Origin of the sequence: Nonomuraea salmonea (assembly GCF_042428605.1) — a bacterium.
GTDB classification, from domain to species: Bacteria; Actinomycetota; Actinomycetes; order Streptosporangiales; family Streptosporangiaceae; genus Nonomuraea; species Nonomuraea salmonea.
In genome coordinates this window covers 876,096-900,402 of sequence record NZ_JBHMCF010000011.1, presented here as the reverse complement: position 1 = coordinate 900,402, position 24,307 = coordinate 876,096, and the positions used below count along the sequence as shown (strand labels likewise).

The window sequence follows — 24,307 nt, the reverse complement described above, 5'->3', positions numbered from 1 at the left end:
GCCTTCGGCAACCCTCGCCGTCGCCCGCCCGCCACGCGTGGGGGAGGATCACCACGTGAGCGAACTGCACTACCTGACCGCGACCGAGCTGGCCCGACTGATCAAGACCAGGCAGGTGAGCGCCGTGGAGGTCCTGCGCGCCCATCTCGACCGCATCGACAAGGTCAACCCCGCCGTCAACGCCGTCGTCACCCTCGCCGCCGGCCACGCGCTCGAAGCCGCCGAGGCGGCCGACCGGGCACTCGCGGCCGGCGAGCCGACCGGGCCGCTGCACGGGGTGCCGGTCGCGCACAAGGACCTGCACGACACCGCCGGCATCCGCACGACGTACGGCTCGCCGCTGTTCGCCGAGCACGTGCCCGAGCAGGACGACCTGATGGTGCGCCGGCTGCGCGCGGCCGGCGCGATCACCGTGGGCAAGACCAACACCCCCGAGTTCGGCACCGGCTCCCACACGGTCAACGAGGTGTTCGGCGCCACCAGGAACCCCTACGACCTGTCGAAGTCGGCCGGAGGCAGCAGCGGGGGAGCGGCGGTCGCGCTGGCCACCGGCATGGTCGCGCTGGCCGACGGCTCCGACATGGGCGGCTCCCTGCGCAACCCGGCCTCGTTCTGCAACGTCGTCGGGCTGCGGCCGACGCCGGGGCGCGTGCCCGCGCCGTCCGACACGGCCGCCTGGTACACGCTGTCGGTGCCGGGGCCGATGGCGCGCACGGTCGAGGACGTCACGCTCATGCTCGGGGCCGTCGCCGGGTTCGACCGGCGCTCGCCGTACGCGATCAAGGAGGTGTTCGCGCCCGAGCCGGAGCAGGGCGTGGCCGGGCTGCGGGTGGCGTGGAGCCCCGACCTGGGCGGGCTGCCGGTCGATCCGCGCACGGCGGCGGTCACCGCGACGGCGCCCGCCGTGTTCGAGGGGCTCGGCGCCCGCGTCGAGCAGGTCGAGCTCGACCTGGAGGGCGCCGACGACGCGTTCAGGACCTACCGCGCCTGGTTCTACCTGCTGGCCCACGGCGACAAGAGCGGCCTCGGCCCCAACACCGCCTGGAACGTCGAGCAGGGCCGCAAGGTCACCGGCGCCGACCTGGCCGGGGCCGAGATCGCGCGCAGCCGCCTCTACCAGCGCATGGCCGCCTTCTTCGACACCTACGACGTGCTGATCGCGCCGGTCAGCCAGGTGCCGCCGTTCCCCGTCGAGCATCCGCACGTCAGCGAGATCAACGGTCACAAGCTGCCCGACTACCTGTCGTGGATGCGCTCGGCGTACTGGGTCAGCGTGCTGCACGCGCCGGCCGCGTCGGTGCCCGCCGGGTTCACCCCCGAGGGGCTGCCGGTGGGCGTGCAGATCATCGGGCGGCCGTTCGAGGACGCCAGGGTGCTGCGGGTGGCGCGGGCGTTCGAGCTCGCCACGGGCCACGGCAGGCGGCGGCCCGCGCTCTAGCGCCAGACGCCGGTGTGCGGGCCGCCCGGCTCGATCCCGCCGGGCTCGATCCCGTACGGCTGCCGCAGCGGCGACTCGCGGTAGCCGTGCATGCCTTCGAGCAGCGCGAAGAACCCCACGGCGAGCAGCGGCCAGCACACCAGCACGCCCTTGGCGGTCAGCTCCAGCGCGCCGGGGACGATCGACACCCCGGGCGCGGCGTTCGCCGCCACGGCGGCCTCCACCGTGACCGCCCCGATCGTGACGGAGGACCCGATCCAGAGCGTCAGGAACGCCGCCAGCACCCCGCCCGCGCAGAGCCCGAGCAGCACCGGCAGCATCCACCGCCGCGCGATGAACCAGGCGACGCCGCCGCACACCAGCCCGAGCCCGCCGGTGATCACCGCGAACCAGCCGTCGGCCGCGATCAGCGCCTGCGTGGTGGGGTCGGCGAGCACCGGCTCGCCCTGCCCGGCGACCTGGTAGGGGGCCCGGGGCGTCAGCCCTGACCAGAGCAGGCCGGCGGCGGCTCCGAGAGTGGCGAGAGTGAGGACAGTTACCGCGAATGCGCGTACTTCCCTCGCCACGCGACTCCCCCTCACATGTACGTCCGAATCAGCTTGATGGTATCTCCCGGTTAGGCTCACTTCGTGATTGCAGAAGAGGTCTGGCAGATAGAACCCTCCGGCCCGCTCCGGGGTGACGTCGAAGTACGCGGTTCCAAGAACGGCGTGTCCAAGCACATGGTCGCCGCCATGCTCGGCGACGGCGAGAGCAGCATCCACAACGCCCCCGAGGTCGGCGAGGTCGAGATCACCGCCGCCATGCTGCGCGCCCTGGGCATCGACGTCGAGATCTCCCGTACGGAGATCAGGATCGAGCGGGGCGCGGCGATCGAGCCCCGGGTGCCCGACGCGTTCACCGGCCTGAACCGCATCCCCATCCTCATGCTCGGCCCCCTGCTGCACCTGGCGGGTGAGGCATTTGTGCCGCTGGTCGGCGGCGACCCCATCGGGCGGCGGCCGGTCAACTTCCACGTGGACGCGCTGCGCGCCATGGGCGCCGAAGTGGAGGTGCAGGACGCCGGCATCTACGCCAAGGCGGGCCGGCTGCACGGCACCCGCATCGAGCTGCCGTACCCGAGCGTGGGCGCCACCGAGACCGTGCTGATGTCGGCGGTGCTGGCCGACGGCAAGACCGTGCTGAAGAACGCCGCCACCGAGCCGGAGGTGGTGGAGCTGGCGCTGTTCCTGCAGCGGATGGGGGCGCGGATCGAGCTGTCGCCCGACCGCAGGATCGTCATCGAGGGCGTCGAACGCCTGCGCGGCGCCTCCACCTGGCTGACCGGCGACCGCATCGAGGCGTTCTCCTACCTCGCGGCGGGGCTGATCACCCAGGGCGAGGTACGCGTGCACGGCTGCCCCCAGGATCGCCTGGTCACCGCCATCACCACGCTGGCCAGGATGGGCGCCAGGTTCGACATCAACGACGAGTACCTGTGCGCCACCGCGCCGCCCGAGGGCCTGCGCTCGGCGGCCGTGCAGACCGACACCCACCCCGGCTTCATGACCGACTGGCAGACGCCGCTCATGGTGCTGTTCACCCAGAGCCAGGGCATGTCCGTGCTGCACGAGACGGTCTTCGAGAACCGCCTGGTGTACGTGCCCGCGCTGCAGAAGATGGGCTGCGAGATCGAGGTGTTCGACCAGTGCCTCGGCGGCCCGGCCTGCCGCTACCACGACACCAACGCCCGCCACTCGGCGGTCGTGCGCGGCGTGTCCAAGCTCAGGGGCGCCGACGTGACGCTGCCCGACATCAGGGCCGGCTTCTCGGCCGTGCTGGCCGCCGCCGTCGCCGACGGGCCCTCCACGCTGCGCGGCGTGCACCACATCGAACGCGGCTACCACCGGCCGTTCGAGCAGTTCAGGTCCCTCGGTCTGAACATCCGCAGGCAACGGTAAAGAGCTCGCAGCCGGGCGTTTGCCGCTGATCGGGACGTCGTACACATCTGACGTGAGCGTACTCAGATCCATCGGGGCTCTCGGCCTGGCGGGGGCGCTGGGCGGGCTGCTGGCGGCCGCGCTGGCCGTCCCGGTGGTGAGCGGGGGCGGCCTCGCCGCGAAGAACGCCGTCAACACCTTCGTGGACCTGCCGCCCGCCCCGCGCGAGGAGCAGCTCGCCCAGGTGACCAGGCTGCTCGACAGGAACGGCCGGCCGTTCGCGCAGTTCTACGAGGCCAACAGGACGACCGTGCGGCTCGGCTCGGTCGCGCCCGTGATGCGCCAGGCCATCGTGGCGATCGAGGACGCCCGCTTCTACGAGCACGGCGGCCTCGACGTCAGGGGCACGCTGCGGGCGCTGCTCACCAACACCCAGGCGGGCGGCATCCGGCAGGGCGGCTCGTCCCTGACCCAGCAGCTCGTCAAGAACATCCTGGTGGAGAGCGCGCGCACCGACGCCGAGCGCGACAAGGCCCGCGCGCCCAACCTGGCCCGCAAGATCAACGAGCTGCGGCTGGCGCTCGCGCTGGAGCGCAAGTACCGCAAGGACGAGATCCTGGAGCGCTATCTCAACATCGCCTACTTCGGGGCGGGCGCCCACGGCGTGCAGGCGGCGGCCAGGCGCTTCTTCTCCACCTCCGCCGCCCGGCTCACGCTCACCCAGGCGGCCACGCTGGCGGGGGCGGTGCGCATGCCGTACTCGACCGATCCCTCGCTCGGGAGCGCGCACCGCGAGCGGCTCAAGGGGCGGCGCGACCTCGTGCTCGACCGCATGGCGGGGCTCAAGCTGATCAGCCAGCAGGAGGCGGCGCAGGCCAAGAGCTCGCCGCTCGGGCTGCGGCTGCGGCCCGAGCCAGGCGGCTGCGCCCAGTCCGAGTACCCCTTCTACTGCCTGTACGTCCAGCAGGAGCTGCTCACCAACCCCGTCTTCGGCAACACCGCCGCCGAGCGGCGCCGCCGCATGGCCAAGGGCGGCATGGTGATCAGGACCAGCCTCGACCCCGTCGCCCAGCGCGCCGCCGAGCAGGCCATCCGCCGGCACGTCGCGCCCGAGGACACCGAGGTGGCCGCCGAGGCCATGGTCGAGCCGGGGACCGGCCGCATCAGGGCGATGGCCGCGAGCAAGCGCTTCGGCCGCAACCCGGGCGACCGCAAGAACGGCCCCAGGACCACCTTCAACCTGCCGGCCGACGTCGCCCACGGGGGCGGGCAGGGCTTCCAGGCGGGCTCGACGTTCAAGGTGTTCACCCTGGCCACCGCCCTGCAGCAGGGCTGGCGCTTCGGCGACGGCTTCCAGACCCCTGGCGCCCTGTCGCCGTCGCAGGGCTACCGGAACTGTGACGGCCGCTCCGTCAACGACCCCGGCACGCGCATCACCAACGCCAGCGGCGAGGGCGACGGCGGGCCGCACAGCATCGAGACCGGCACCTGGAAGTCGGTCAACATCTTCTACATGATGCTGGAGCGCAAGGTCGGGCTCTGCAACGTCGTCAAGACCGCGAAGAAGCTCGGCGTCGTCAGGGCCGACGGGGCGCCGCTGCGGGAGGTGCCGACGTTCACGCTCGGCATCAACGAGATGGACCCGGTGACGGTGGCGGCCTCGTTCGCGGCCTTCGCGGCGCGCGGGCTCTACTGCCGGCCGCTCGCCATCGTGGAGATCACCGGCAGGGACGGGCGGCGTACGCACGTGCCGCCCTCGTGCGAGCAGGCCATCGAGCAGCGCGTCGCCGACGCCGTCAACCATGTGCTGACCGGCGTCTTCGACAAGGGCACCATGCAGGGGCAGAGCATCGGGCGGCCGGCCGCGGGCAAGACCGGCACCAACAACGGCTACACCTCCGCGTGGTTCGCCGGGCACACGCCCGACCTGGCGGCGGCGGTCAGCGTGGGGGACATCAGGGGGTCGTACAAGTTCCCGCTGCGGGGCGTGCAGATCGGTGACCGGCACTATGGGGCGGTGCAGGGGGCGTCGCTGCCGGGGCCGATCTGGGTGGAGTCGATGCGGCGGGCATTGCGCCGTACGGAGCCGCGCGGCTTCCCCAAACCCGACATGTCCCGCTTCGGCGGCGGCCACACGCCGGGCCTGGAGCAGGCCCTGGCCGACGAGGAACGCAGGGATCGCCGCACCCACCCGTTCCTGCGCCGCCACCGCCGCCTGTTCGAGTGGCTGATGGGCCAGGACGAAGTGATCTCCCCAAGGCAGGGCCGCACGGAGCTCACCTTCGACTGGCCCCCACGCGACCGCCACCGCCCGGCCACCCACACCCCGCCAGAGGTATCTCCGGGAAGGGCACCGGCTCCGGAACGGCCGCAGGCCCCTGAGAGGGCGCAGGCCCCGGCTCCCGCACGCCCGCCGGCCCGCTCCCAGCCGGCCCGCTCCCAGCCGGCCCGCCCCCAGCCGGCTGGGAGGGCGCAGGCTCCCGCGCGCCCGCCGGCTCGTCAGCCCGCCCGTCCCCAGCCGGCCCGGCAGGACGGCTCCGCCGGTCGCGTTCAACCGCGGGGGTCGGGGGAGGGCTCAAATCGTTCTCAGCCGTCTGGACGGTCACGCCCCGACGGTCAGGACGGCGCTCATCATCCAGGGCGTGATCGTCCCGGAGGGAACGGCGGGCCGCCGCACGCTCATCGGCCCGGGTGACGTGCTCTCACCCTAGGCGGGTTTGCCGATGGGGGCCGTCACGGCGCGGGTGAGGGTGATGAGGTTGGCGGGAGCGGTCTCGATCTGGAGGCCGCGTTTGCCGGCGGAGAAGTAGATCGTCTCGAAGTCGAGGGCTGAGGAGTCGACCACCGTGGGGAGCTGTTTGCGCTGGCCCAGCGGGCTGATGCCGCCGACGACGTAACCCGTGACGCGCTCGACCTTGGCGGCCTCGGCCATCGCGGCCCGCTTGCCGCCGAGCGCGCCGGCCAGCGCCTTGAGGTCGAGCTTGCCCGCGACGGGCACGACGGCCACGGCCAGCCCGCCCTCGACCTCGGCGACCAGCGTCTTGAAGATCCGCTCGTAGGGGACGCCGAGCGCGTCGGCGGCCTCCTCGCCGTAGGCCTGGGCGTCGGGGTCGTGGTCGTAGGGGTGGAGAGTGAACTCGGCCTTGGCCCTGGTCAGCGCCATGGTGGCCGGAGTGCCGCCCTTACCTTTGGGTTTGCTCACGACACCCCAGTGTAGCGAATCTACAATGTAAAGGCCCGGCCGGGGGTGTACCCGAACGCCTTCCTGAACACGTCGATGAACGCGCTCGCCGACCCCCACCCGCACCGGTGCGCGACCGCCGTCACCGGCACCCCGTCGGCCAGCAGCAGGAGCGCGTGGTGCAGCCGGAGCTGGGTGCGCCACTGGGGAAAGCTCATGCCGAGCTCGGCCCGGCACAGGCGGGCGAGCGTGCGCTCGCTGGTGCCGGCGCGGGCGGCGAGCCTGGCGAGGGTGCTGGTGTCGGCGGGGTCGCGGTGCAGGGCGGCGCAGACGGCGGCCAGCCGGGGGTCGCGCGCGGTGGGCAGGTGCAGGGGCTGCTCGGGGGCGCGCCGGAGCTGGTCGAGGAGGACGGCGAGGAGCCGGTCGCGCTCGGGCTCGGGCGAGGGAGGCTCGCCGGTGTAGGCGATGATCAGCTCGCGGAGGAGGGGCCCGACGGCGAGCACGGCGGGCCTGGCCAGGCGCAGCGGGTTGCCGGTGAGGCCGACGAGGCGCAGGTCGGTGTCGCCGTGGGCGCGGTGCTCGTGCACGGTTCCCGCGGGCACCCAGATGGCCCGGTTGGCGGGGGCGACCCAGGTGCCGGCGTCGGTGGTGACGGACAGGACGCCGCGGCAGGCGTACACGATCTGGTGGGTGTCGTGCCGGTGGGCGTCGATGCCGCCGCCCGAGGTCAGGGGACGGCGTCCGGTGGGGGCCTCGGGCAGGTGGCGGATTTCCGACATGATTTGGCATTTTATCGGAAGCGTGCCAGCGGCGTCCGCAGGAATCATCGAGGACGTGAAGCGGATCCCCATGCTCGCCGCCGGCCATGGCTGCGTGGACTTCTACCAGGGCGCGGTCCCGGCGCTCGTGCCGTTCCTGGTGGCCGGGCGCGGTTACGGGTACGTCGCGGTGTCCGGCATCGTGCTGGCCGCCACGCTGCTTTCGTCGATCGTGCAGCCGCTGTTCGGGGTGCTGACGGACCGGTGGCGGATGCCGTGGCTGATCCCCGTGAGCATGGTCGTGTCGGGGGTGGGGGTGGCGGCGGGCGGTTTGTCCGACTCGTACGCGCTGACCTGGCTGGCCGTGGCACTGTCCGGACTCGGCGTGGCCGCGTACCACCCGGAGGCGGCCCGCCTGGCGCGGATCGCGAGCGAGGGCGGCCACGTGCGGATGAGCTGGTTCTCCCTCGGCGGGACGCTGGGCTTCGCCTCGGCGCCGGTGCTGGTGACGCCGCTGCTGGCGGCGGGCGGCCTGGGCGCCTCGCCTTTCCTGGTGGTGCCGGCCGTGCTGGGCGCGCTGGTGACGTTGCCCGCGGTGCGTTCGCTGTCGGGCGGCGCGCGGACGCCGGGAGCGGCGGCGGCGGTGCGGGGGCGCGACGACTGGCCGGCGTTCGCCAGGCTGACGCTGGTGATCGTCTTCCGCTCGGTGGTGTACGTCGGGCTGAGCGCGTTCGTGGCCCTGCTGATGGGCGGGGGAGCGGCGGGGGCGGTGGCGCTGTTCGTGCTGTTCGCGGGCGGCGCGGTGGGCACGGTGCTGGGCGGCAGGCTGGCGGCGCGGTGGGGGCGGGTGCGGACGATGCGGCTGGCGTACGCGCTGGCCGTGCCGGCGGTCGCGGGCGCGGTGCTGGTGCCCGGCCCGGCCGCGTACGTCTTCGTGGCGGCCTCCTCGATCGCCCTGTACGCCCCGTTCTCCCTGCACGTCACGCTGGGCCAGGACCTGCTGCCGAGCCGGGTGGGCACGGCGGGCGGGGTGACGCTGGGCCTGGCGGTGAGCGTGGGCGGGCTGGCGAGCCCGCTGGTGGGCGCGATGGCGGAGGCGTCGTCGCTGCGGACGGCGCTGGCCTGCCTGATCGTCTTCCCGGTGCTGGCCTGGCTGCTGGCCCGCACGCTGAAGGAGCCCGTCGCCGAGGTCAGCCGTGGGTGAACAGCCGCAGCACGTCGGTGTTGTCGCGCTGCGTCGGGTCCAGCCTGGTCGAGGTGACGCGGGCGGCGAGCGCGAGGCGGCGCGGCGCGTCGGCGGCGACGTGCACGCGTGCCTTGATCCTGACCGGCCGCCCGGGACGGACGGCCGGGATGAGGCAGGTGGCCTGGCGGCGGGTGGGCGCGCAGGCGACGCCGTGCACGGCGGCCAGCGCGGCGCCGCGCGGCGCGGCGATCGTGACGGGCACCCGCATGGCGGCCATGAGCCCGCGCATGGTGACGGTGGCGGTGACGGTCGTGGTGCGGCCGCGCCTGACGGGCCTCCCGGGCCTGGCGGGGCGGCCCAGCCTGACCGACAGCGCGTCGTAGACGCCCTTGGGGTCGGCCTTGCCGACGATGGCGCCGTAGCCTTCGAGGTTGAGCGCGGTGGCGACGGAGTTGCCGTCGGCCTCGCCGTCTTCCTTGCCGGCCGAGAGCACGCCGACGAGGTCGCCGGTGTTCTTGAGGAACCAGGGGCCGCCGGAGTGGCCCTTGTGGAGGTGGCAGTTGTGCGTCTCCATGCGTCCGCTTCCTGCGGTCCGGCCGGTGGCGTTGGCGGCGAGCATGGTCTCCGTCCGGGCGACGCCGGCGGACTGCCGGGTCCTGCCGAGGCACCAGAGCTGGTCGCGCCCGTCGTACGGCTCCCTGCCGAGCAGCCCGGGATAACCGGTGGTGGCGATGGTGTGCCTGCCGCCCTGGTTGAGCATGGGGGTGAAGGCGCCGACGGCGTCCTGGAGGGTGCGCTCGCGCCTGCCGACCTCGATGAGGGCGATGTCGTAGCTGGAGTTCCAGTCGCCGCCGTGCAGGCCGGTGTAACCGTCGGGTTTCCAGGCGCGCCGGCCGCCCCACCGCCCGTACGGCTCGCGCCCCCGCAGGCCGGCGGCGCGCCCGTCGTAGGCGGGGATGAACAGGAAGTTGCGGTGCCACTGCCCGGTGGCGGTGCCTTCCGCGACGCTGTAGACGCAGTGGGCGGCGGTGGCGATGAGGAGCTCGCTGGCGGAGCGTACGACGGAGGCGGTGCAGGAGTCGGGCTGCCCTCCCGCGTTGACGAAGAAGAGCCGGCCGCTGATGCGGCTGTAGGGGACGGCGGTGTACGGCCTGCGGACGCGGGCGTAGCCGTTGACGTCGCCGCCGGGGGTGAGGCGCTTGGCGGCCGGGACGCTGAGGGGCGCGGCGGTGCGCGCGGCTCCCTTGGGGCTCTTCGGCAGGTCGGCGGCTCTGGCCTCGGCCTGTTTGGCGGCGGTCCAGTATTTGACGGCCTGTCGTGGACGCATGAGCGGCGAGGACGCGGCGCCCCAGACGGGCGGCGGGGCCTGGTGTTCGGTTTTCGCGGAGAAGAGGGGCGGCTGGTCGGCCGTGGCGGGCGGGGCGGCGAGCCCGGTGAATCCGGTGAGCCCGGCCAGCGTGGTGACGAAAGTTCTGCGCACTATGTCCCCCGAACCATTCGACATACCTTTTGGTCACTCTAAGTCACCATAAGGGGACGATGTGTGGCCAGGGGTGGCGTGTCGGGCATCAGCCCGCGGCGGCGTCGCCCTGGTGGGGGAGCAGTCCGGAGGTGCGGGCCTCGGCCGGCTCGCGGTCTGGGCGCAGCCCGCGCCACGAGGGGTGGCGCAGCCGGCCGTCACCGGTGACCTCGGCGTACTGGACCTCGCCGACCAGCTCCGGGCGTACCCAGTGGGCGTCGCGGGCGTGCTCGCGCGGCACCTCGTCGCCGAACGGGGGGCCGGGCAGCTCCAGCGGGGCCAGCCGGTCGCGCAGGTCGCGCAGCACCTGCTCGGTGAAGCCGGTGCCGACGTGGCCGACGAACCGCAGCCGGCCCGCGTCGTCGTACGCGCCGAGCAGCAGCGACCCGATCGTGCCCGAGCGCCGCCCGCTGCCCGGCTTCCACCCGCCGATGACCACCTCGGCGGTGCTGACGTTCTTGACCTTCGTCCATTCGCCGCTGCGCCGCCCCGGCCGGTACGGCGAGGCGAGCCGCTTGCACACGACCCCTTCGAGCCCGAGCTGCTGCGAGGACTCGAAGGCGCGCTGGGCGTGGTCGGGGAACCAGACGGGCACCTGCCACCGGTAGCCGGGCGTGAGCGTGCTCTCCAGCAGCTCGCGCCGCTCGGTGTAGGGCCGCGCGACGGTGGCGGCGTCGTCGAGGTGCAGGATGTCGAAGGCCATGTACGTCACCGGCACCGCCCTGGTCAGCGCGGCCACGGCGGCCGGGTTGCGCTGGTGCATGCGGGGCTGCAGGGCCTCGAAGCTGGGCCGCCCCGCGTCGTCGAAGGCGACGATCTCCCCGTCGATGACCGCGTCGTGGCCGCCGGTGGCGCCGGCCATGAGCTGGAGCTCGGGGTAGGCGGGGGTGATGTCCTTGGCGTTGCGCGACATCAGGCGGACGGCGCCGTCCTCGACGTAGGCGAGGGCGCGCACGCCGTCCCATTTCATCTCCACGGCCCAGCCGGGGCCCTGGACGGAGGTCAGGGTGCCGGCCTGGGCCAGCATGGGCGTGTAGACCGGCAGCCGGACCATGGTGCATGCCGTACCCCGCCCGCTTGATCGACAGTGGCGGGCAGGGGTCTACAGATGGTCAAGCGGCCTGTCTTCCGTGCGCTCCACGAGCTCGGCGAGGTCCACGCCGTGCTCGCCGAGCTCGGCGACGGTGGCGCAGTATCCGCGCAGGTAGGTGCGGCCGTTGACGCGGTGGGAGACACGCAGGAGCGGGCGATCGTCCAAGATGATCGCCTCGACGAGCAGGCCGTCGGGCCCGTGCCACTGTCCCATGCCGGTAAGGGTAAAGGTCCGGACATAATGGACAGATAATGTCGGACGCCGCCGCCGGCGGCCCGCTCCCGGCCCCGCGCCGCGCGGCAGCGGGATTTCGTGGGCAAAAATCACGCAACGTCACCTTGTGGTGCCCCAAAGTTTTTCTTGAAGAAGTGCGTTAGAGGGCGCGCCTGCGGGGCAGTGGAGTTTCCCCTGGCTTTCCCCGGCCGTGGCCGTACCCCCGTGACGGCCACGGCGCCGGCCCCGGCAGGCCCGGTCCGGGGTCATGACGGCCGCGAGGGGCGTGCGTCGGCGAGCGCCGCCCCCGCGGCCGTCGGCTCTTCCAGCGGGCGTCACTCGGGCGAGCAGCCTGTCCGCATGGTGGACACCGCCTGAATCGGAGCCCGGACTCCGTAGACTGTTGGGGTGATTTCCCGTATCGACATGCGCGGTTCCCTGCCGGCGAACCTGCGCGACGTGCTGCCCCGCGCCGAGCTCGACGTCGAGGCCGCCCTGGAGAAGGTGCGGCCCATCTGCGACGAGGTGCGCCATCGCGGGGCGGCAGCCGTACGGGAGCTGACCGCCAGGTTCGACGGTGTCGAGATCGCCTCCGCCCGCGTCCCCGCCGAGGCCCTGCGCGACGCGCTGGCCGGGCTCGACCCCCGCGTGCGCGCCGCGCTGGAGGAGTCGATCAGGCGGGCCAGGCTGGTCCACCGCGACCAGCGGCGCACCGACGCCACCACCCAGGTCGTGCCCGGCGGCACGGTCTCCGAGCGGTGGGTGCCCGTCGATCGGGTGGGCCTCTACGTCCCCGGCGGCCGCGCGGTCTATCCGTCGAGCGTCGTGATGAACGTCGTGCCCGCCCAGGAGGCGGGCGTCGGCTCCCTGGCGGTGACGAGCCCCGCGCAGAAGGAGTTCGGCGGCCTGCCGCACCCCACCATCCTGGCCGCGTGCGCGCTGCTCGGCGTGGACGAGGTCTACTCCGTGGGCGGGGCGCAGGCGGTGGCGATGTTCGCCTACGGCACCGAGGAGTGCGAGCCCGCGACCATGGTCACGGGTCCCGGCAACATCTGGGTGGCCGCGGCCAAGCGGCTGCTCAAGGGCCGCATCGGCATCGACTCCGAGGCCGGCCCCACCGAGATCGCGATCCTCGCCGACGAGAGCGCCGACCCCGTCCACGTCGCCGCCGACCTGATCAGCCAGGCCGAGCACGACACGATCGCCGCCGCCGTGCTGGTCACCACCAGCCCCGAGCTGGCCGACGCGGTCGAGAAGGAGCTGCCCGGCCAGGTCTCGGCCACCCGCCACTCCGAGCGCATCACCGAGGCGCTGAGCGGGCGGCAGTCCGGCATCGTGCTGGTGAGCTCGATCGACGACGGTCTCAAGGTCGTCGACGCCTACGCCGCCGAGCACCTGGAGATCCAGACCGCCGACGCGGCGGCCGTGGCGGCCCGGGTGCGCAACGCCGGCGCGATCTTCGTGGGCCCCTACTCGCCGGTCTCGCTCGGCGACTACCTCGCCGGGTCCAACCACGTGCTGCCCACCGGCGGTTGCGCCTGCCACTCCAGTGGCCTGTCGGTGCAGTCGTTCCTGCGCGGCATCCACGTCGTCGACTACACCCGCGAGGCGCTCGCCGGGGCGGCGGCCCACGTGTCGGTGCTGGCCGACGCCGAAGACCTGCCCGCACACGGCGCCGCGATCCGCGCCCGATTCGACTGGCGAGTGCCGACGGAGACCGCGTGAACCTCGACGACCTGCCCATCCGCGACGATCTGCGCGGCAAGACGCCCTACGGCGCGCCGCAGATCGACGTCCCCGTACGCCTCAACACCAACGAGAACCCCTACCCGCCCTCGCCCGCGCTGGTCGCCGACCTGGCCAGGGAGATCGGCGAGCGGGCCGGCGAGCTCAACCGCTACCCCGACAGAGACGCGACCGAGCTGCGCGCCGGCCTGGCCGCCTACCTCGGTCACGGCCTGACGCCCGCGCAGGTGTGGGCCGCCAACGGCTCCAACGAGGTGCTCCAGCAGATCCTCCAGGCATTCGGCGGCCACGGCCGCACCGCCATCGGGTTCGAGCCCTCCTACTCCATGCACCCGATCATCACCGGCGGCACCAGCACCGAGTGGATCAGGGCGACGCGCGAGGAGGACTTCTCGATCGACCCCGGCAAGGCGGTCGCCGCGATCGAGGAGCACCGCCCCGACGTGGTGTTCCTGACCTCGCCCAACAACCCGACGGGCACGGCGCAGCCGCTGGAGACCATCGAGGCTGTGCTGTCGGCGGCTCCCGGCATGGTGGTGGTCGACGAGGCCTACGCCGAGTTCGCCCGTGAGGGCACGCCGTCGGCGCTGACCCTGCTGCCCGCCCACCCGAGGCTGATCGTCACCAGGACGATGTCGAAGGCGTTCGCGATGGCCGGGACCCGCGTCGGCTACCTGGCGGCGCACCCGGCGGTGGTCGAGGCGCTGCTGCTGGTGCGGCTGCCGTACCACCTGTCCACGCTCACCCAGGCGGCGGCGCGGGTGGCGCTGCGCCACCGCGGCGAGCTGCTCGGCACGGTCGACGCGCTGCGCCGCGAGCGTGACGACACGGTGGCCTGGCTGCGCGGCAAGGGCCTTCAGGTGGCCGACTCCGACGCCAACTTCGTGCTGTTCGGGCGCTTCCCCGACCGGCGCGGGGTGTGGGAGGGGATGCTGGAGCGCGGCGTGCTCATCCGCGAGGTGGGCCCGCCCGAGTGGCTGCGTGTGTCGATCGGCACGGGCGAGGAGATGGCGGCCTTCCGCGCCGCCCTGGAAGGAGCAATGTGAGCCGCGTAGGTCGCGTCGAGCGTGTCACGAAGGAGACCTCGGTCCTGGTGGAGGTCGGCCTCGACGGCACCGGCCGGGTCGAGGTGGCCACCGGGGTCGGCTTCTACGACCACATGCTGGCGCAGCTCGGCAAGCACGGACTGTTCGACCTGACGGTCAAGACCGAGGGCGACCTCCACATCGACTCCCACCACACGATCGAGGACACCGCGCTGGCGCTGGGCGCCGCGTTCCGCGAGGCGCTGGGCGACAAGTCCGGCATCCGGCGGTTCGGCAGCGCATCGTGCCCGCTGGACGAGTCGCTCGCCCAGGTCACCGTCGACCTGTCGGGCCGCCCCTACCTCGTGCACACCGAGCCCGAGGGCATGGCGCCGATGATCGGCCCCGAATATGACACGACGATGACCCGCCACATCCTGGAGTCGTTCGTCGCGCAGGCGGCCATCTGCCTGCACGTCCACGTGCCCTACGGCCGCAACGCGCACCACATCGTCGAGGCCCAGTTCAAGGCGCTGGCCAGGGCGCTGCGCGAGGCGTCCGAGCTCGACCCGCGGGCCAGCGGGGTGCCGAGCACCAAGGGCGTGCTATGACCGACAACCTGCTCGCCGGGGTGATGGTGTTCATCGGGCTGTTCCTGGGCGGCGGTGTGTTCTCCCTGGCCAAACAGGGGCTGAAGATCGGCGCGGCGATCTGCGCGGTCGGCGCGGTGATGGCGATCACGGCGGGGGTGTTGTGGTGGTGAAGAAGAACGTCGTGGTGCTCGACTACGGCTCGGGCAACCTGCGCTCGGCCGAGCGTGCCCTGGCCAGGGCGGGCGCCGAGGTGACGGTGACGTCCGACGTGCGGGCCGCGCAGGAGTGCGACGGCCTGGTGGTGCCGGGCGTGGGCGCGTTCGCGGCCTGCATGGCGGGCCTCACGTCGGTGCGCGGCGAGCAGATCATCGGCCGCCGCCTGTCGGGCGGCCGGCCGGTGCTGGGCATCTGCGTCGGCATGCAGATCCTGTTCGCGCGCGGCGTCGAGCACGGCGTCGAGACCGAGGGCTGCGGCGAGTGGCCGGGCACGGTCGAGCGGCTGGAGGCGCCCGTGCTCCCGCACATGGGCTGGAACACGGTCAAGGCGCCCGCCGGCAGCGTGCTGTTCGAGGGGCTCGACGCCGACACCCGTTTCTACTTCGTGCACTCCTACGGCGTGCGCGACTGGGTGCTGCGGCCCGGCGACGGGTTCGCCGAGCCGGTCGTCACCTGGGCCGAGCACGGCGTGCCGTTCGTCGCCGCCGTGGAGAACGGCCCGCTCATGGCCACCCAGTTCCATCCGGAGAAGTCCGGCGACGCCGGAGCCGCCCTGCTGCGAAACTGGCTGAAGGCGCTGACGTGAGCAAGGAGCGTGCGCGCCGCAGGGCGGAGCGGGAGGCCGAGCGGGCGCGCGCGATCCGGGCCAACGAGGAGCGGCAGGCCCGCGCGGTCAGGCGCCGCGCCCTGCTGACCCGCCTGACGCCCCGTCCGATGGCACGGCCGGTGCGCTTCTACCGGCAGGGCGGCCTGCTCGCCCGCCGCCACCGTGCCCAGAACGCCGTGGTGGCGCTCGGCTTCCTGCTCGTCCAGGCGATCGCGTGGCTGGTGTGGGGGTCGTTCCCGATCAGCTTCGCGGTCCTGGTGCTGTCGGTGCTGTTCGTGCCCGTAGTCGTGACTCTCGCTTTCGACCGGAGGACCTGAATGTCTCTCACATTGCTGCCCGCCGTCGACGTCGCCGACGGCCAGGCCGTACGCCTGGTGCAGGGCGAGGCCGGCACCGAGACCGGCTACGGCGCGCCACTGGCCGCCGCGCTGGCCTGGCAGGAGGCGGGCGCGGAGTGGGTCCATCTCGTGGACCTCGACGCCGCGTTCGGCCGCGGGAGCAACCGGGAGCTGATCACCGAGGTGATCGGCAGGCTCGACGTCAACGTGGAACTGTCCGGCGGCATCCGCGACGACGACTCCCTGGCCGCGGCCCTGGCCACCGGCTGCAGGCGGGTCAACATCGGCACCGCCGCGCTGGAGAACCCGTCCTGGTGCAGCAAGATCATCGCCGAGCACGGTGACCGCATCGCGGTCGGCCTCGACGTGCGCGGCACCACGCTGGCCGCCCGCGGCTGGACCGAGGACGGCGGCGACCTGTGGGAGGTGCTCGACCGGCTCGAGGCCGACGGCTGCCCCCGCTACGTCGTCACCGACGTCACCAAGGACGGCATGCTCCAGGGCCCCAACCTCGACCTCTACCGCCGCATCCTGGCCCGCACCGACAAGCCCGTGGTGGCCAGCGGCGGCGTTTCCAGCCTGGATGACCTGGTCTCTCTCGCGTCCCTCGTCCCCGACGGACTGGAGGGCGCCATCGTGGGCAGGGCCCTGTACGCTCACGCGTTCACCCTGGAAGACGCGCTAGCCGCGGTACGCGTGTAGCTGTGCCGGGAGGGGGCGAGATGAGCATCAGCAGCATCGGCATGGAGAGCACCGGTTACCGGGTGTTCTCGGGCGGCATCTGGGAGGAGAAGTACGGTTACGCCCGCGCGGTGGTGGCGGGCGGGCGAGTGATCGTGTCCGGCTGCACGGCCACGGTCGACGGAGAGGTACGCCACGTCGGAGACCCGCATCGGCAGGCCCTGACCGCGATCGAGATCGCGCTCGAAGCCGTCCTGATGGGCGGCCTGACGCGTGAGGACGTCGTCATGGTCCGCTACTACGTGGTGGAGCAACGTCACTTCGACCCCGTGGGCAAGGCGATCCACGCGGTCTTCGCCAAGGTGCGCCCCGCGTGCACCGGCGTACGGGTGGCCGGGCTGGTCGACCCGAGAATGCTGGTAGAGATCGAGATCGAGGCACTGCGAACATGACCGTGGCGGTAAGAGTCATCCCCTGTCTCGACGTGGACGCCGGGCGCGTGGTCAAGGGCGTCAACTTCGAGAACCTGCGCGACGCGGGCGACCCCGTCGAGCTGGCCAGGCGCTACGACGAGGAGGGCGCCGACGAGCTGACCTTCCTCGACATCACCGCCTCCTCAGGGGAGCGCGAGACCATGCTCGACGTCGTGCGCAGGACGGCCGAGCAGGTCTTCATCCCGCTGACCGTGGGTGGCGGCGTGCGGTCGGCCGACGACGTCGACCGGCTGCTGCGGGCGGGCGCCGACAAGGTGTCGCTCAACACGGCCGCCATCGCCAGGCCCGAGCTGCTCACCGAGGCGTCCAGGCGGTTCGGCGCGCAGTGCGTCGTGCTGTCCGTGGACGCCAGGCGGGCGCCGGGGACGGCCAGCGGCTTCGAGGTGACCACCCACGGCGGGCGGCGCGGCACCGGCATCGACGCGGTGGAGTGGGCGGCCAGGGGCGAGGAGCTGGGCGCCGGCGAGATCCTGCTCAACTCCATGGACGGCGACGGCACGCTCGACGGCTACGACCTGGAGATGCTGCACGCGGTCAGGGCGGCCGTACGGGTACCGGTGATCGCCAGCGGCGGTGCCGGCCGCCTGGAGGACTTCCCTCCGGCCGTGGCGGCGGGCGCCGACGCGGTGCTGGCGGCCAGCGTGTTCCACTTCGGCACGCTGAAGATCTCCGAGGTCAAGGAGACGCTCAGGAACGCGGGCCACCCCGTCCGCTGAGCGGGCTCAGAACACCCGCAGGTGGTGGAAGAGCTCGTAGGAGGTGTCCTTGCCGGCGAACGCCGCGGCCTCGGACCGCTTGACGGCCAGATACGCGCTGCGCCGCAGCGGTCCGAGCGCCTCCATGAGCACCTCGTCGGCCTCCAGCGCGTCCAGCGCCTCGTCCAGTGAGGACGGCAGGCGCGGATAGCGGCCAGGCCGGGTGTCGGGGTCGACCTCCACCGCCTCGCCCGGGTCGAGCTTGCGCCTGATGCCGTCGAGGCCGGCGTGGATGACCGCGCCGAGCGACAGGTAGGGGTTGGCCGCCGAGTCGGACGGCTTCAGCTCCAGGTTGGGCTCGCCGCTCTCGCCCAGCGGGGAGCAGACGCGCACGGCGGCCTCGCGGTTGTCGGGGCCGTACACCGCGTACGCGCTCGCCCACATGCGCGGCGCCAGCCGGCGGAAGCCGTTGACGCTGCCGCAGGTCAGCGCCGTCAGGGCGGGCAGGTGGGCGAGCAGGCCGCCGATGAAGCCGTCACGCACCTCGTTGTCGGAGGCGAAGACGTTGCGCGTGTCGCTCCACAGCGACAGGTGCAGGTGGGCGCCGTTGCCGGCCTGGTCGGCCAGCGGTTTGGGGGCCAGCGAGGCCCACATCTGCATGCGCAGCGCCACGCCGCGCACGGTCTCGCGGTAGAGGACGTGGTTGTCGGCGGCGCGCAGCGCGGGCGCGTGGCGGATCGACAGCTCCTGCTGGCCGGGGCCGAGCTCGGGATGGTAGTGCTCGACGCGCAGCCCCTGTGTCTCCAGCGCGCGTACCAGCTTGATCGCGTAGTCGTGGGCGGTGTCGAAGCCGATCGCCGCGTAGCAGAGCGAGTCGTCGATCGGCACCAGCCGGTCGGGCCCGCCCGACGGGTCGGGCAGCCGGCGGCCGAGCGTGAACTCCGGCTCGAAGGCCGCCTCCAGCGTGTAGCCCTCGGCGCGCAGCTCCGCGACGGCGTCCTTCAGGAACGTGCGGGGGCAGGCCGCCCACGGGGAGCCGTCGGGCATGCGCAGGTCCGACAGCATCGCCGCGGCGCCGGGCGCGTACGGCAGCGGGACGTACGTGGTGGCGTCGGGCACGATGCGCACCTCACCCACCGGGCCCATGTGCTCGACCTCCTGCAACTGGTCGAGCATGTTCATCGCCATCATGGCCACCGTGTGGCCGATGCCCGAGCTGAGCCGCTCGGCCAGCCGGGACCGTGCCGCCGCCTTGCCGCGGATCACGCCTGCGTGGTCGGCGTACAGGAAACGGATCAGCTCGATGCCCTCGAGCTCGGCTCGTTCGAGGACGCGCCTGGCGGCGGCGTCGAGCTGATGAAGTCTGGTGCCGGTGAGGCGATCTGTCATCCTGTCTGCGTAACACGATTGGGCAGCGCGGGGAAGCACCTCACGCAGACAGAACCACCCGTCAGGTCAGCACACTCGAGAAGAACACCGCCAGCTGATTGGCTCCGTGGACGATTCCGTCGAACACACCGTTGACCGCGGCGGCGGCTTGGGCCGGCCGGGTGAACAGGTAGAAGACCACGAACGCGACAGCCACGTAGGTGATCACCTTCTTGACCTGCATGGGGGGCCTCCTGCAGTTCGTTCCCAGCCGTATATACCCGAGTCTGGGCGATCCTTAGGCATCTCTGAAGATGTACATGATCCTAACCGGGGGGCTTCTTTCCTATGCCATGGTAAGGGCAGCGGACGGCGCGCGAGCGCCTGCCCCGCCGGTTTTTCCGCGCATCCGAAACCCTCGGCCGCCCTGACCCGGGAAGGTCAGACGCCCAGGGTGGCCTCGCGCAGCGCGGCCACCGCGGCCGGATCCCCGGTGAGCTCCACCCGGGCGTGTTCCTGCCGCCCGAAGCAGAACATCAGCAGCTCCGCCGCCCTGCCGGTGACCTCGACCCGGGCGTGTCCCTTGGGGCCGCCGAGCACCACGCCGCCGCCGAGCCGGTGCAGCACCACGCCCACGGGCGACTTGCGCAGCATCAGCCGGGCGCCGGTGGAGACCCGCTTCCAGATGAGCCGCTCGAGGTCCTCGGGCAGCTCGCGCGGCTCCCAGCCCGGCTGGGCGCGGCGCACGTCCTCGTGGTGGACGAACATCTCCAGCGTGTTGACCGCCTCGTCGAGCGCGGGCAGCAGGCCGTAGACGCCGCCCGGCTTGCGGACCAGGCCGACCAGCTCGGGGTAGGGGTGGCGGTCCTTCAGCCGCCGCTGCACCGAGGCGGTGTAGCCGGCGAGCGGCTTGAGCGCGATGCCGCCCATGGCGTCGGGCCTGCGTTCGCGCAGCGCGAGGTGCGCGGCCAGGTCGTAGGTGGTCCAGCCCGTGCACAGGGTCGGCGCTTCGGGGCCGAGCCGGTCGAGCAGATCGCAGAGCGCGGTGCGTTCGCCACGAGCGTGAGTCACGTGATCAGCCTACCGCTGGGAATAACCGACTGATCGGGCGTGATAGTGACATACGTACAAACAACAGACATGAGAGGAAACCCACCGAGTGGCGAGCAAGGTCACCTCGGCCGTGATGCGTCAAGGACTCCGCGTCCTTGGGGTGGCCGTTCGCACCGAGAAGCTGGTTTTCACCCTTGCGGTGCTGGCCAGCGCCGTCTACGGCGGCATGACGGTCGCCTCCGCCTCCGCCCTCGGGTGGGCGTCCCAGAACGTGGTGCTGGCCGCGTTCGCCGACGGCGAGGTCGCCGCGGGCGCGATGTGGACCGGCGTGTTGCTCATCGTCGGCGCCGCGCTGCTCAAGGCGATCGGCGTGGCGGGGCGCCGCATCCTGGCCGGCGTCCTGCAGTACCGCATGCAGGCCCGCTCCCGCCGCGACGTCACCAAGCAGTACCTGCGGCTGCCGCTGGCCTGGCACCACCGGCACCCCACCGGGCAGCTGCTGTCGAACGCCAGCGCCGACGCCGAGGCCGCCTGGGCGCCGCTCGCGCCGCTGCCCATGGCCGTCGGCGTGATCGTCATGCTGGTCACCGCGGCGGTCGCGATGGTGGTGACCGACCCGGTGCTGGCGCTCGTGGGCTTCCTCATCTTCCCGGCCATCGCCGTGCTCAACCTGCTCTACCAGCGCAGGCTCAGCCCCCTGGCGACCCGCGCGCAGCAGCTGCGCGCCGAGGTCAGCGAGATCGCGCACGAGAGCTTCGACGGCGCGCTCGTCGTCAAGACGCTCGGCAGGGAGGAGCTGGAGACCGACCGGTTCCGGCGGCGCGCCCACGAGCTGCGCGACGCCAACATCGCCGTCGGCCGCGTACGCGGCCTGTTCGACCCCATGCTGGAGGCGCTGCCCACGCTCGGCGTGCTCGCCGTGCTGGCCGTCGGCGCGGCCCGGCTGTCCGCGGGCGCGATCGACCCCGGCGGCCTGGTGGAGGTGGCCTACCTGTTCACGCTGCTGGCCTTCCCCATCAGGGCGCTCGGCTGGGTGCTGGCCGAGCTGCCGCGCAGCGTCGTCGGCTGGCAGCGGGTGCAGGCCGTGCTCGACGCCGACGGCTCCATGGAGTACGGCACCGCCGCCGCCACGGCCTCCGACGCCCCCGCCGAGCTGAGCGTCAGCGGGGTCTCCTACGCCTACGGCGAGGCCCAGGTGCTGCACGACGTCACCTTCGACGTCCCCGCCGGGCGCACCGTCGCGCTGGTCGGCCCCACCGGGTCGGGCAAGTCCACGCTCGTGCAGCTCCTGGTGCGGCTGGTGGACCCCGACTCGGGGCGGGTGCTGCTCGACGGCGTGGACCTGCGCGAGCTGCCCTACGGCGCCGTGGCCGCCTCCGTGGCGCTGGTGCCGCAGCAGACGTTCCTGTTCGACGACACGGTACGCGGCAACGTCGCCCTCGGTGTCGAGGTCTCCGACGACGACGTCTGGGCCGCCCTGCGCCTGGCCCAGGCCGACGGCTTCGTCGGCCGGCTGCCCGACGGCCTCGCCACCCGCGTCGGCGAGCGCGGCGCCTCGCTGTCCGGCGGCCAGCGCCAGCGCCTGGCCCTGGCCCGCGCGGTGGCCCGCCGCCCTCGACTGCTCATCCTCGACGACGCCACCTCCAGCGTGGACCCGCAGGTCGAGGGCAAGATCCTGTACGGCCTGCGGGACGCCGCCGAGGCGTCCACCGTCGTGGTCGTCGCCTACCGGATGGCCACCATCGCCCTGGCCGACGAGGTCGTCTACCTCGACCACGGCCGCGTCGTCGACCGCGGCACCCACGACGAGCTGCTCAAGCGCTGCGACGGCTACCGCAACCTGGTGACCGCCTACGAGCGCGAGGAGGCCGAGCGCACCGCGATCGAGCTGTCGGACATCGACGCGGACATAGACATCGAGGAAGAAGGGGTCAGCGCATGACCGCGCAGAGCATCCACGGCAACGCCGAGCGCTCCGCGCTGGCCACGATCCGCCAGGGCCTGTCGCTGACGCCCGAGTTCCGCAAGGGCCTGCTCGGCACGCTGGCGCTGGCCGTGATCGCCACCCTGGGCAAGGTCATCGTGCCGGTCGCGGTGCAGCAGACCATCGACACCGGGCTCAAGAACGGCACTCCCGACGTCTCGTACATCACCAAGGCCGTGGTGATCTGCGCCGCCGCGGTGGTGCTGACGGCCCTTGCCGGGTACGTCATGAACGTCCGCCTCTACAAGGCCACCGAGTCCTCGCTCGCCACCCTGCGCGTCAGCGGCTTCCGCCACGTGCACGACCTGTCGGTGCTCACCCAGAACACCGAGCGCCGCGGCGCCCTGGTCTCCCGCGTCACCAACGACATCGACCAGATCAGCACGTTCATGCAGTGGGGCGGGTTGATGATCATCGTGTCGTTCGGCCAGCTCTTCGTGGCCACGGTGCTGATGTTCGTCTACTCCTGGCAGCTCACGCTGCTGGTGTGGGTCTGCTTCATCCCGCTGATGATCGCCCTGCCGCGCTTCCAGCGGCTGCTGTCGCGGGCGTACACGACCGTGCGCGAGCGCACCGGCGACATGCTGGCCGCGGTCAGCGAGTCGGTGGTCGGCGCCGCCGTCATCAGGGCCTACGCCTCCGAGCGGCGCACCGCCGAGCGCGTCGACCGGGCCGTGGACGCCAACAGGAAGGCCCAGGTTCGGGCGCAGACCATCGTCGGGTTCGTCTTCCCGCTGACCGAGATCGTGGCCGCGGTCGCCATCGCCGGCATCGTGCTGCTCGGCGTGCAGCTCGGCCTGTCGGGCGGCATCACGCAGGGCGAGCTGGTGGCGTTCCTGTTCCTCGTGACGCTGTTCGTCTCGCCGCTGCAGACCGCCACCGAGGTGCTGAACGAGGCCCAGAACGCGGTCGCGGGCTGGCGCCGCATCCTCGGCGTGCTCGACACCCCGCCCGACGTCGCCGACCCGGGCGAGCAGGGCGTGGTGCTGCCGCGCGGCCCCATCGAGGTGGCCTTCGAGGAGGTGCACTTCTCCTACCCCGGCGGCGCGCCCGTGCTGCGCGAGATCACGCTCGCCATCCCGCCGCGCTCGCGGGTGGCCGTGGTGGGGGAGACCGGCTCGGGCAAGACGACGTTCGCCAAGCTCCTGACCAGGCTCATGGACCCGGCGGCGGGCCGCGTCACCGTGGACGGCCACGACCTGCGGAACGTGCGCTTCTCCTCGCTGCGCGAGCGCATCGTCATGGTGCCGCAGGACGGCTTCCTGTTCGACGGCACGCTGGAGGACAACATCCGCTACGGCAAGCCGTCGGCCACCACCGAGGAGATCGAGCTGGCGCTGACCGAGCTGGGCCTGGCCGACTGGCTGGAGGGCCTGCCCGCGGGCCTGGCCACGCCGGTCGGGCAGCGCGGCGAGTCACTGTCGGCGGGGGAGCGGCAGCTCGTCGCGCTGGCCCGCGCCTACCTCGCCGACCCCGACCTGCTCCTGCTGGACGAGGCCACCTCCGCCGTCGACCCGGCCACCGAGGTACGCCTGGCCCGCGCGCTAGAAGGCGTCACCAGGGGACGCACCGCGATCTCCATCGCCCACCGGCTGTCCACCGCGGAGAACGCCGACGAGGTGCTGGTCTTCGACGCGGGCCGCCTGGTGCAGCGCGGCCCGCACGCCGAGCTGGTCGGCGCGCCCGGCGTGTACGCCGACCTGCACGCCTCCTGGGTGTCGGCGGCCCGCTCATAGGAGGGCGCTCCTATGAGGGCGGTCTGAGGAGGGCGTCAGAGGAGGGCGGTCAGAGGAGGGCGGCGGCCGGCTCGCGGTTCGGCGCGTCGCTCAGCAGCGCTGAGAACATCACCGTCGTGCCGGCCGGCCCCGACACGACCATCACCTGGTCGCACAGCATGCCGGTCAGCCACAGCCCCCGCCCGCGGAAGTCGAGCCCCTCGGGCGGGCGCCCGTCGCCCATCCACCCGGCGGGCAGCCCCGGGCCCTCGTCGCTGACCTCGCACCACAGCCGGCCGGCGTGCGACCACAGCCGCAGCCGGCCGTGACCGCCGCCGTGCAGGACCGCGTTCGTGACGATCTCGTTGGCCGCCAGCACGAAGTCCTCCAGGCCGCGGCCGGTCAGCCCCTCGGCCCTGGCGTGCTCGGTGACGGTCCTGCGCAGGAGCGTGATGCGGCCGCGGGCGAAAGCGGTGCAGAGCACC

25 protein-coding genes are annotated in these 24,307 nt (G+C 72.8%); 15 read left to right on the top strand and 10 right to left on the bottom strand.

Annotation, left to right across the window (positions count from 1 at the left end; all coding sequences use genetic code 11):
* Positions 1–55 precede the first annotated feature (55 nt).
* Positions 56–1,438, top strand: a complete 1,383-nt coding sequence (locus ACFFR3_RS14545; RefSeq protein WP_345401386.1) for an amidase — start codon at positions 56–58, stop codon at positions 1,436–1,438.
* Here the strand turns inward: ACFFR3_RS14545 and ACFFR3_RS14540 are convergent.
* Positions 1,435–2,004 carry a hypothetical protein gene (locus ACFFR3_RS14540; RefSeq protein ID WP_364366103.1) on the bottom strand — a complete coding sequence of 190 codons (570 nt, stop codon included), beginning with the start codon at positions 2,002–2,004 and terminating at the stop codon, positions 1,435–1,437. The genes ACFFR3_RS14545 and ACFFR3_RS14540 overlap by 4 nt on opposite strands.
* A gap of 63 nt (positions 2,005–2,067) precedes the next feature.
* Between ACFFR3_RS14540 and murA the strand changes: the two genes are divergently transcribed.
* Positions 2,068–3,378: a UDP-N-acetylglucosamine 1-carboxyvinyltransferase gene (murA, locus tag ACFFR3_RS14535; protein ID WP_364366106.1), complete on the top strand. Its 1,311-nt coding sequence runs from the start codon at positions 2,068–2,070 to the stop codon at positions 3,376–3,378.
* A 52-nt stretch (positions 3,379–3,430) separates the two neighbouring features.
* Positions 3,431–6,052 (top strand): transglycosylase domain-containing protein, encoded by a 2,622-nt coding sequence (locus ACFFR3_RS14530; protein WP_379483264.1) that lies wholly within the window; start codon positions 3,431–3,433, stop codon positions 6,050–6,052.
* Positions 6,053–6,064: 12 nt separating this feature from the next.
* Here the strand turns inward: ACFFR3_RS14530 and ybaK are convergent, their stop codons facing one another.
* Together ybaK and ACFFR3_RS14520 are read right to left on the bottom strand one after the other, a co-directional pair.
* Positions 6,065–6,520 (bottom strand): Cys-tRNA(Pro) deacylase, encoded by a 456-nt coding sequence (gene ybaK / locus ACFFR3_RS14525; protein WP_379483384.1) that lies wholly within the window; start codon positions 6,518–6,520, stop codon positions 6,065–6,067.
* Between the two features lie 59 nt (positions 6,521–6,579).
* Positions 6,580–7,317 (bottom strand): AraC family transcriptional regulator, encoded by a 738-nt coding sequence (locus ACFFR3_RS14520; protein WP_364366112.1) that lies wholly within the window; start codon positions 7,315–7,317, stop codon positions 6,580–6,582.
* 55 nt (positions 7,318–7,372) lie between these two features.
* Here ACFFR3_RS14520 and ACFFR3_RS14515 point away from each other — a divergent pair, with 55 nt between their 5' ends.
* The gene (locus ACFFR3_RS14515) at positions 7,373–8,500 is read left to right on the top strand and encodes an MFS transporter (protein WP_379483263.1); all 1,128 of its coding nucleotides are present in this window, start codon (positions 7,373–7,375) and stop codon (positions 8,498–8,500) included.
* Here ACFFR3_RS14515 and ACFFR3_RS14510 read toward each other — a convergent pair.
* The 3 genes from ACFFR3_RS14510 to ACFFR3_RS14500 form a co-directional block, all read right to left on the bottom strand.
* Positions 8,487–9,962: a trypsin-like serine peptidase gene (locus ACFFR3_RS14510; RefSeq protein WP_379483262.1), complete on the bottom strand. Its 1,476-nt coding sequence runs from the start codon at positions 9,960–9,962 to the stop codon at positions 8,487–8,489. The genes ACFFR3_RS14515 and ACFFR3_RS14510 overlap by 14 nt on opposite strands.
* 88 nt (positions 9,963–10,050) lie before the next feature.
* Positions 10,051–11,055, bottom strand: a complete 1,005-nt coding sequence (gene ligD, locus ACFFR3_RS14505) for a non-homologous end-joining DNA ligase (protein WP_379483261.1) — start codon at positions 11,053–11,055, stop codon at positions 10,051–10,053.
* A 48-nt stretch (positions 11,056–11,103) separates the two neighbouring features.
* Positions 11,104–11,307, bottom strand: coding sequence for a hypothetical protein (locus tag ACFFR3_RS14500; RefSeq protein ID WP_345401409.1), 204 nt, complete (start codon positions 11,305–11,307; stop codon positions 11,104–11,106).
* A gap of 408 nt (positions 11,308–11,715) precedes the next feature.
* Between ACFFR3_RS14500 and hisD the strand changes: the two genes are divergently transcribed.
* From hisD to hisF, 9 genes are read left to right on the top strand one after another with little or no spacing between them, the layout of a single operon-like run.
* Positions 11,716–13,032: a histidinol dehydrogenase gene (gene hisD, locus ACFFR3_RS14495; protein ID WP_345401412.1), complete on the top strand. Its 1,317-nt coding sequence runs from the start codon at positions 11,716–11,718 to the stop codon at positions 13,030–13,032.
* Positions 13,029–14,099 (top strand): histidinol-phosphate transaminase, encoded by a 1,071-nt coding sequence (locus ACFFR3_RS14490; protein ID WP_345401415.1) that lies wholly within the window; start codon positions 13,029–13,031, stop codon positions 14,097–14,099. Before hisD ends, ACFFR3_RS14490 begins: the two co-directional genes overlap by 4 nt.
* Positions 14,096–14,689 carry an imidazoleglycerol-phosphate dehydratase HisB gene (hisB, locus tag ACFFR3_RS14485; RefSeq protein ID WP_345401418.1) on the top strand — a complete coding sequence of 198 codons (594 nt, stop codon included), beginning with the start codon at positions 14,096–14,098 and terminating at the stop codon, positions 14,687–14,689. Before ACFFR3_RS14490 ends, hisB begins: the two co-directional genes overlap by 4 nt.
* Positions 14,686–14,841, top strand: coding sequence for a CG2302 family histidine operon protein (locus tag ACFFR3_RS14480; protein WP_364366130.1), 156 nt, complete (start codon positions 14,686–14,688; stop codon positions 14,839–14,841). Before hisB ends, ACFFR3_RS14480 begins: the two co-directional genes overlap by 4 nt.
* On the top strand, positions 14,838–15,473 hold the full coding sequence (gene hisH / locus ACFFR3_RS14475) for an imidazole glycerol phosphate synthase subunit HisH (RefSeq protein WP_345409696.1): 636 nt from the start codon (positions 14,838–14,840) through the stop codon (positions 15,471–15,473). Before ACFFR3_RS14480 ends, hisH begins: the two co-directional genes overlap by 4 nt.
* Positions 15,470–15,811, top strand: a complete 342-nt coding sequence (locus ACFFR3_RS14470) for a hypothetical protein (RefSeq protein WP_364366133.1) — start codon at positions 15,470–15,472, stop codon at positions 15,809–15,811. The genes hisH and ACFFR3_RS14470 overlap by 4 nt, the downstream gene beginning before the upstream one ends.
* Positions 15,812–16,534 (top strand): bifunctional 1-(5-phosphoribosyl)-5-((5-phosphoribosylamino)methylideneamino)imidazole-4-carboxamide isomerase/phosphoribosylanthranilate isomerase PriA, encoded by a 723-nt coding sequence (priA, locus tag ACFFR3_RS14465; RefSeq protein ID WP_345401424.1) that lies wholly within the window; start codon positions 15,812–15,814, stop codon positions 16,532–16,534. It begins immediately after the preceding gene.
* A gap of 20 nt (positions 16,535–16,554) precedes the next feature.
* Positions 16,555–16,965 carry a Rid family hydrolase gene (locus ACFFR3_RS14460; protein WP_345401427.1) on the top strand — a complete coding sequence of 137 codons (411 nt, stop codon included), beginning with the start codon at positions 16,555–16,557 and terminating at the stop codon, positions 16,963–16,965.
* Positions 16,962–17,723: an imidazole glycerol phosphate synthase subunit HisF gene (gene hisF / locus ACFFR3_RS14455; RefSeq protein WP_345401430.1), complete on the top strand. Its 762-nt coding sequence runs from the start codon at positions 16,962–16,964 to the stop codon at positions 17,721–17,723. The genes ACFFR3_RS14460 and hisF overlap by 4 nt, the downstream gene beginning before the upstream one ends.
* A gap of 6 nt (positions 17,724–17,729) precedes the next feature.
* Here hisF and ACFFR3_RS14450 read toward each other — a convergent pair whose 3' ends face one another.
* The 3 genes from ACFFR3_RS14450 to ACFFR3_RS14440 all read right to left on the bottom strand — a co-directional run bounded on the left by ACFFR3_RS14450 (position 17,730) and on the right by ACFFR3_RS14440 (position 20,141).
* Positions 17,730–19,091, bottom strand: coding sequence for a glutamine synthetase family protein (locus ACFFR3_RS14450; protein ID WP_364366140.1), 1,362 nt, complete (start codon positions 19,089–19,091; stop codon positions 17,730–17,732).
* Positions 19,092–19,152: 61 nt separating this feature from the next.
* Positions 19,153–19,314: a hypothetical protein gene (locus ACFFR3_RS14445; RefSeq protein WP_345401436.1), complete on the bottom strand. Its 162-nt coding sequence runs from the start codon at positions 19,312–19,314 to the stop codon at positions 19,153–19,155.
* A gap of 197 nt (positions 19,315–19,511) precedes the next feature.
* The gene (locus tag ACFFR3_RS14440; RefSeq protein WP_345401439.1) at positions 19,512–20,141 is read right to left on the bottom strand and encodes a TIGR03085 family metal-binding protein; all 630 of its coding nucleotides are present in this window, start codon (positions 20,139–20,141) and stop codon (positions 19,512–19,514) included.
* 115 nt (positions 20,142–20,256) lie between these two features.
* Here ACFFR3_RS14440 and ACFFR3_RS14435 point away from each other — a divergent pair, with 115 nt between their 5' ends.
* Complete coding sequence (locus ACFFR3_RS14435) at positions 20,257–22,065, top strand: ABC transporter ATP-binding protein (RefSeq protein ID WP_345409698.1); 1,809 nt, start codon at positions 20,257–20,259, stop codon at positions 22,063–22,065.
* The gene (locus ACFFR3_RS14430) at positions 22,062–23,843 is read left to right on the top strand and encodes an ABC transporter ATP-binding protein (RefSeq protein WP_345401442.1); all 1,782 of its coding nucleotides are present in this window, start codon (positions 22,062–22,064) and stop codon (positions 23,841–23,843) included. Before ACFFR3_RS14435 ends, ACFFR3_RS14430 begins: the two co-directional genes overlap by 4 nt.
* Positions 23,844–23,892: 49 nt before the next feature.
* Here ACFFR3_RS14430 and ACFFR3_RS14425 read toward each other — a convergent pair whose 3' ends face one another.
* The gene (locus ACFFR3_RS14425) at positions 23,893–24,306 is read right to left on the bottom strand and encodes an ATP-binding protein (RefSeq protein ID WP_379483260.1); all 414 of its coding nucleotides are present in this window, start codon (positions 24,304–24,306) and stop codon (positions 23,893–23,895) included.
* Position 24,307: the final 1 nt, after the last annotated feature.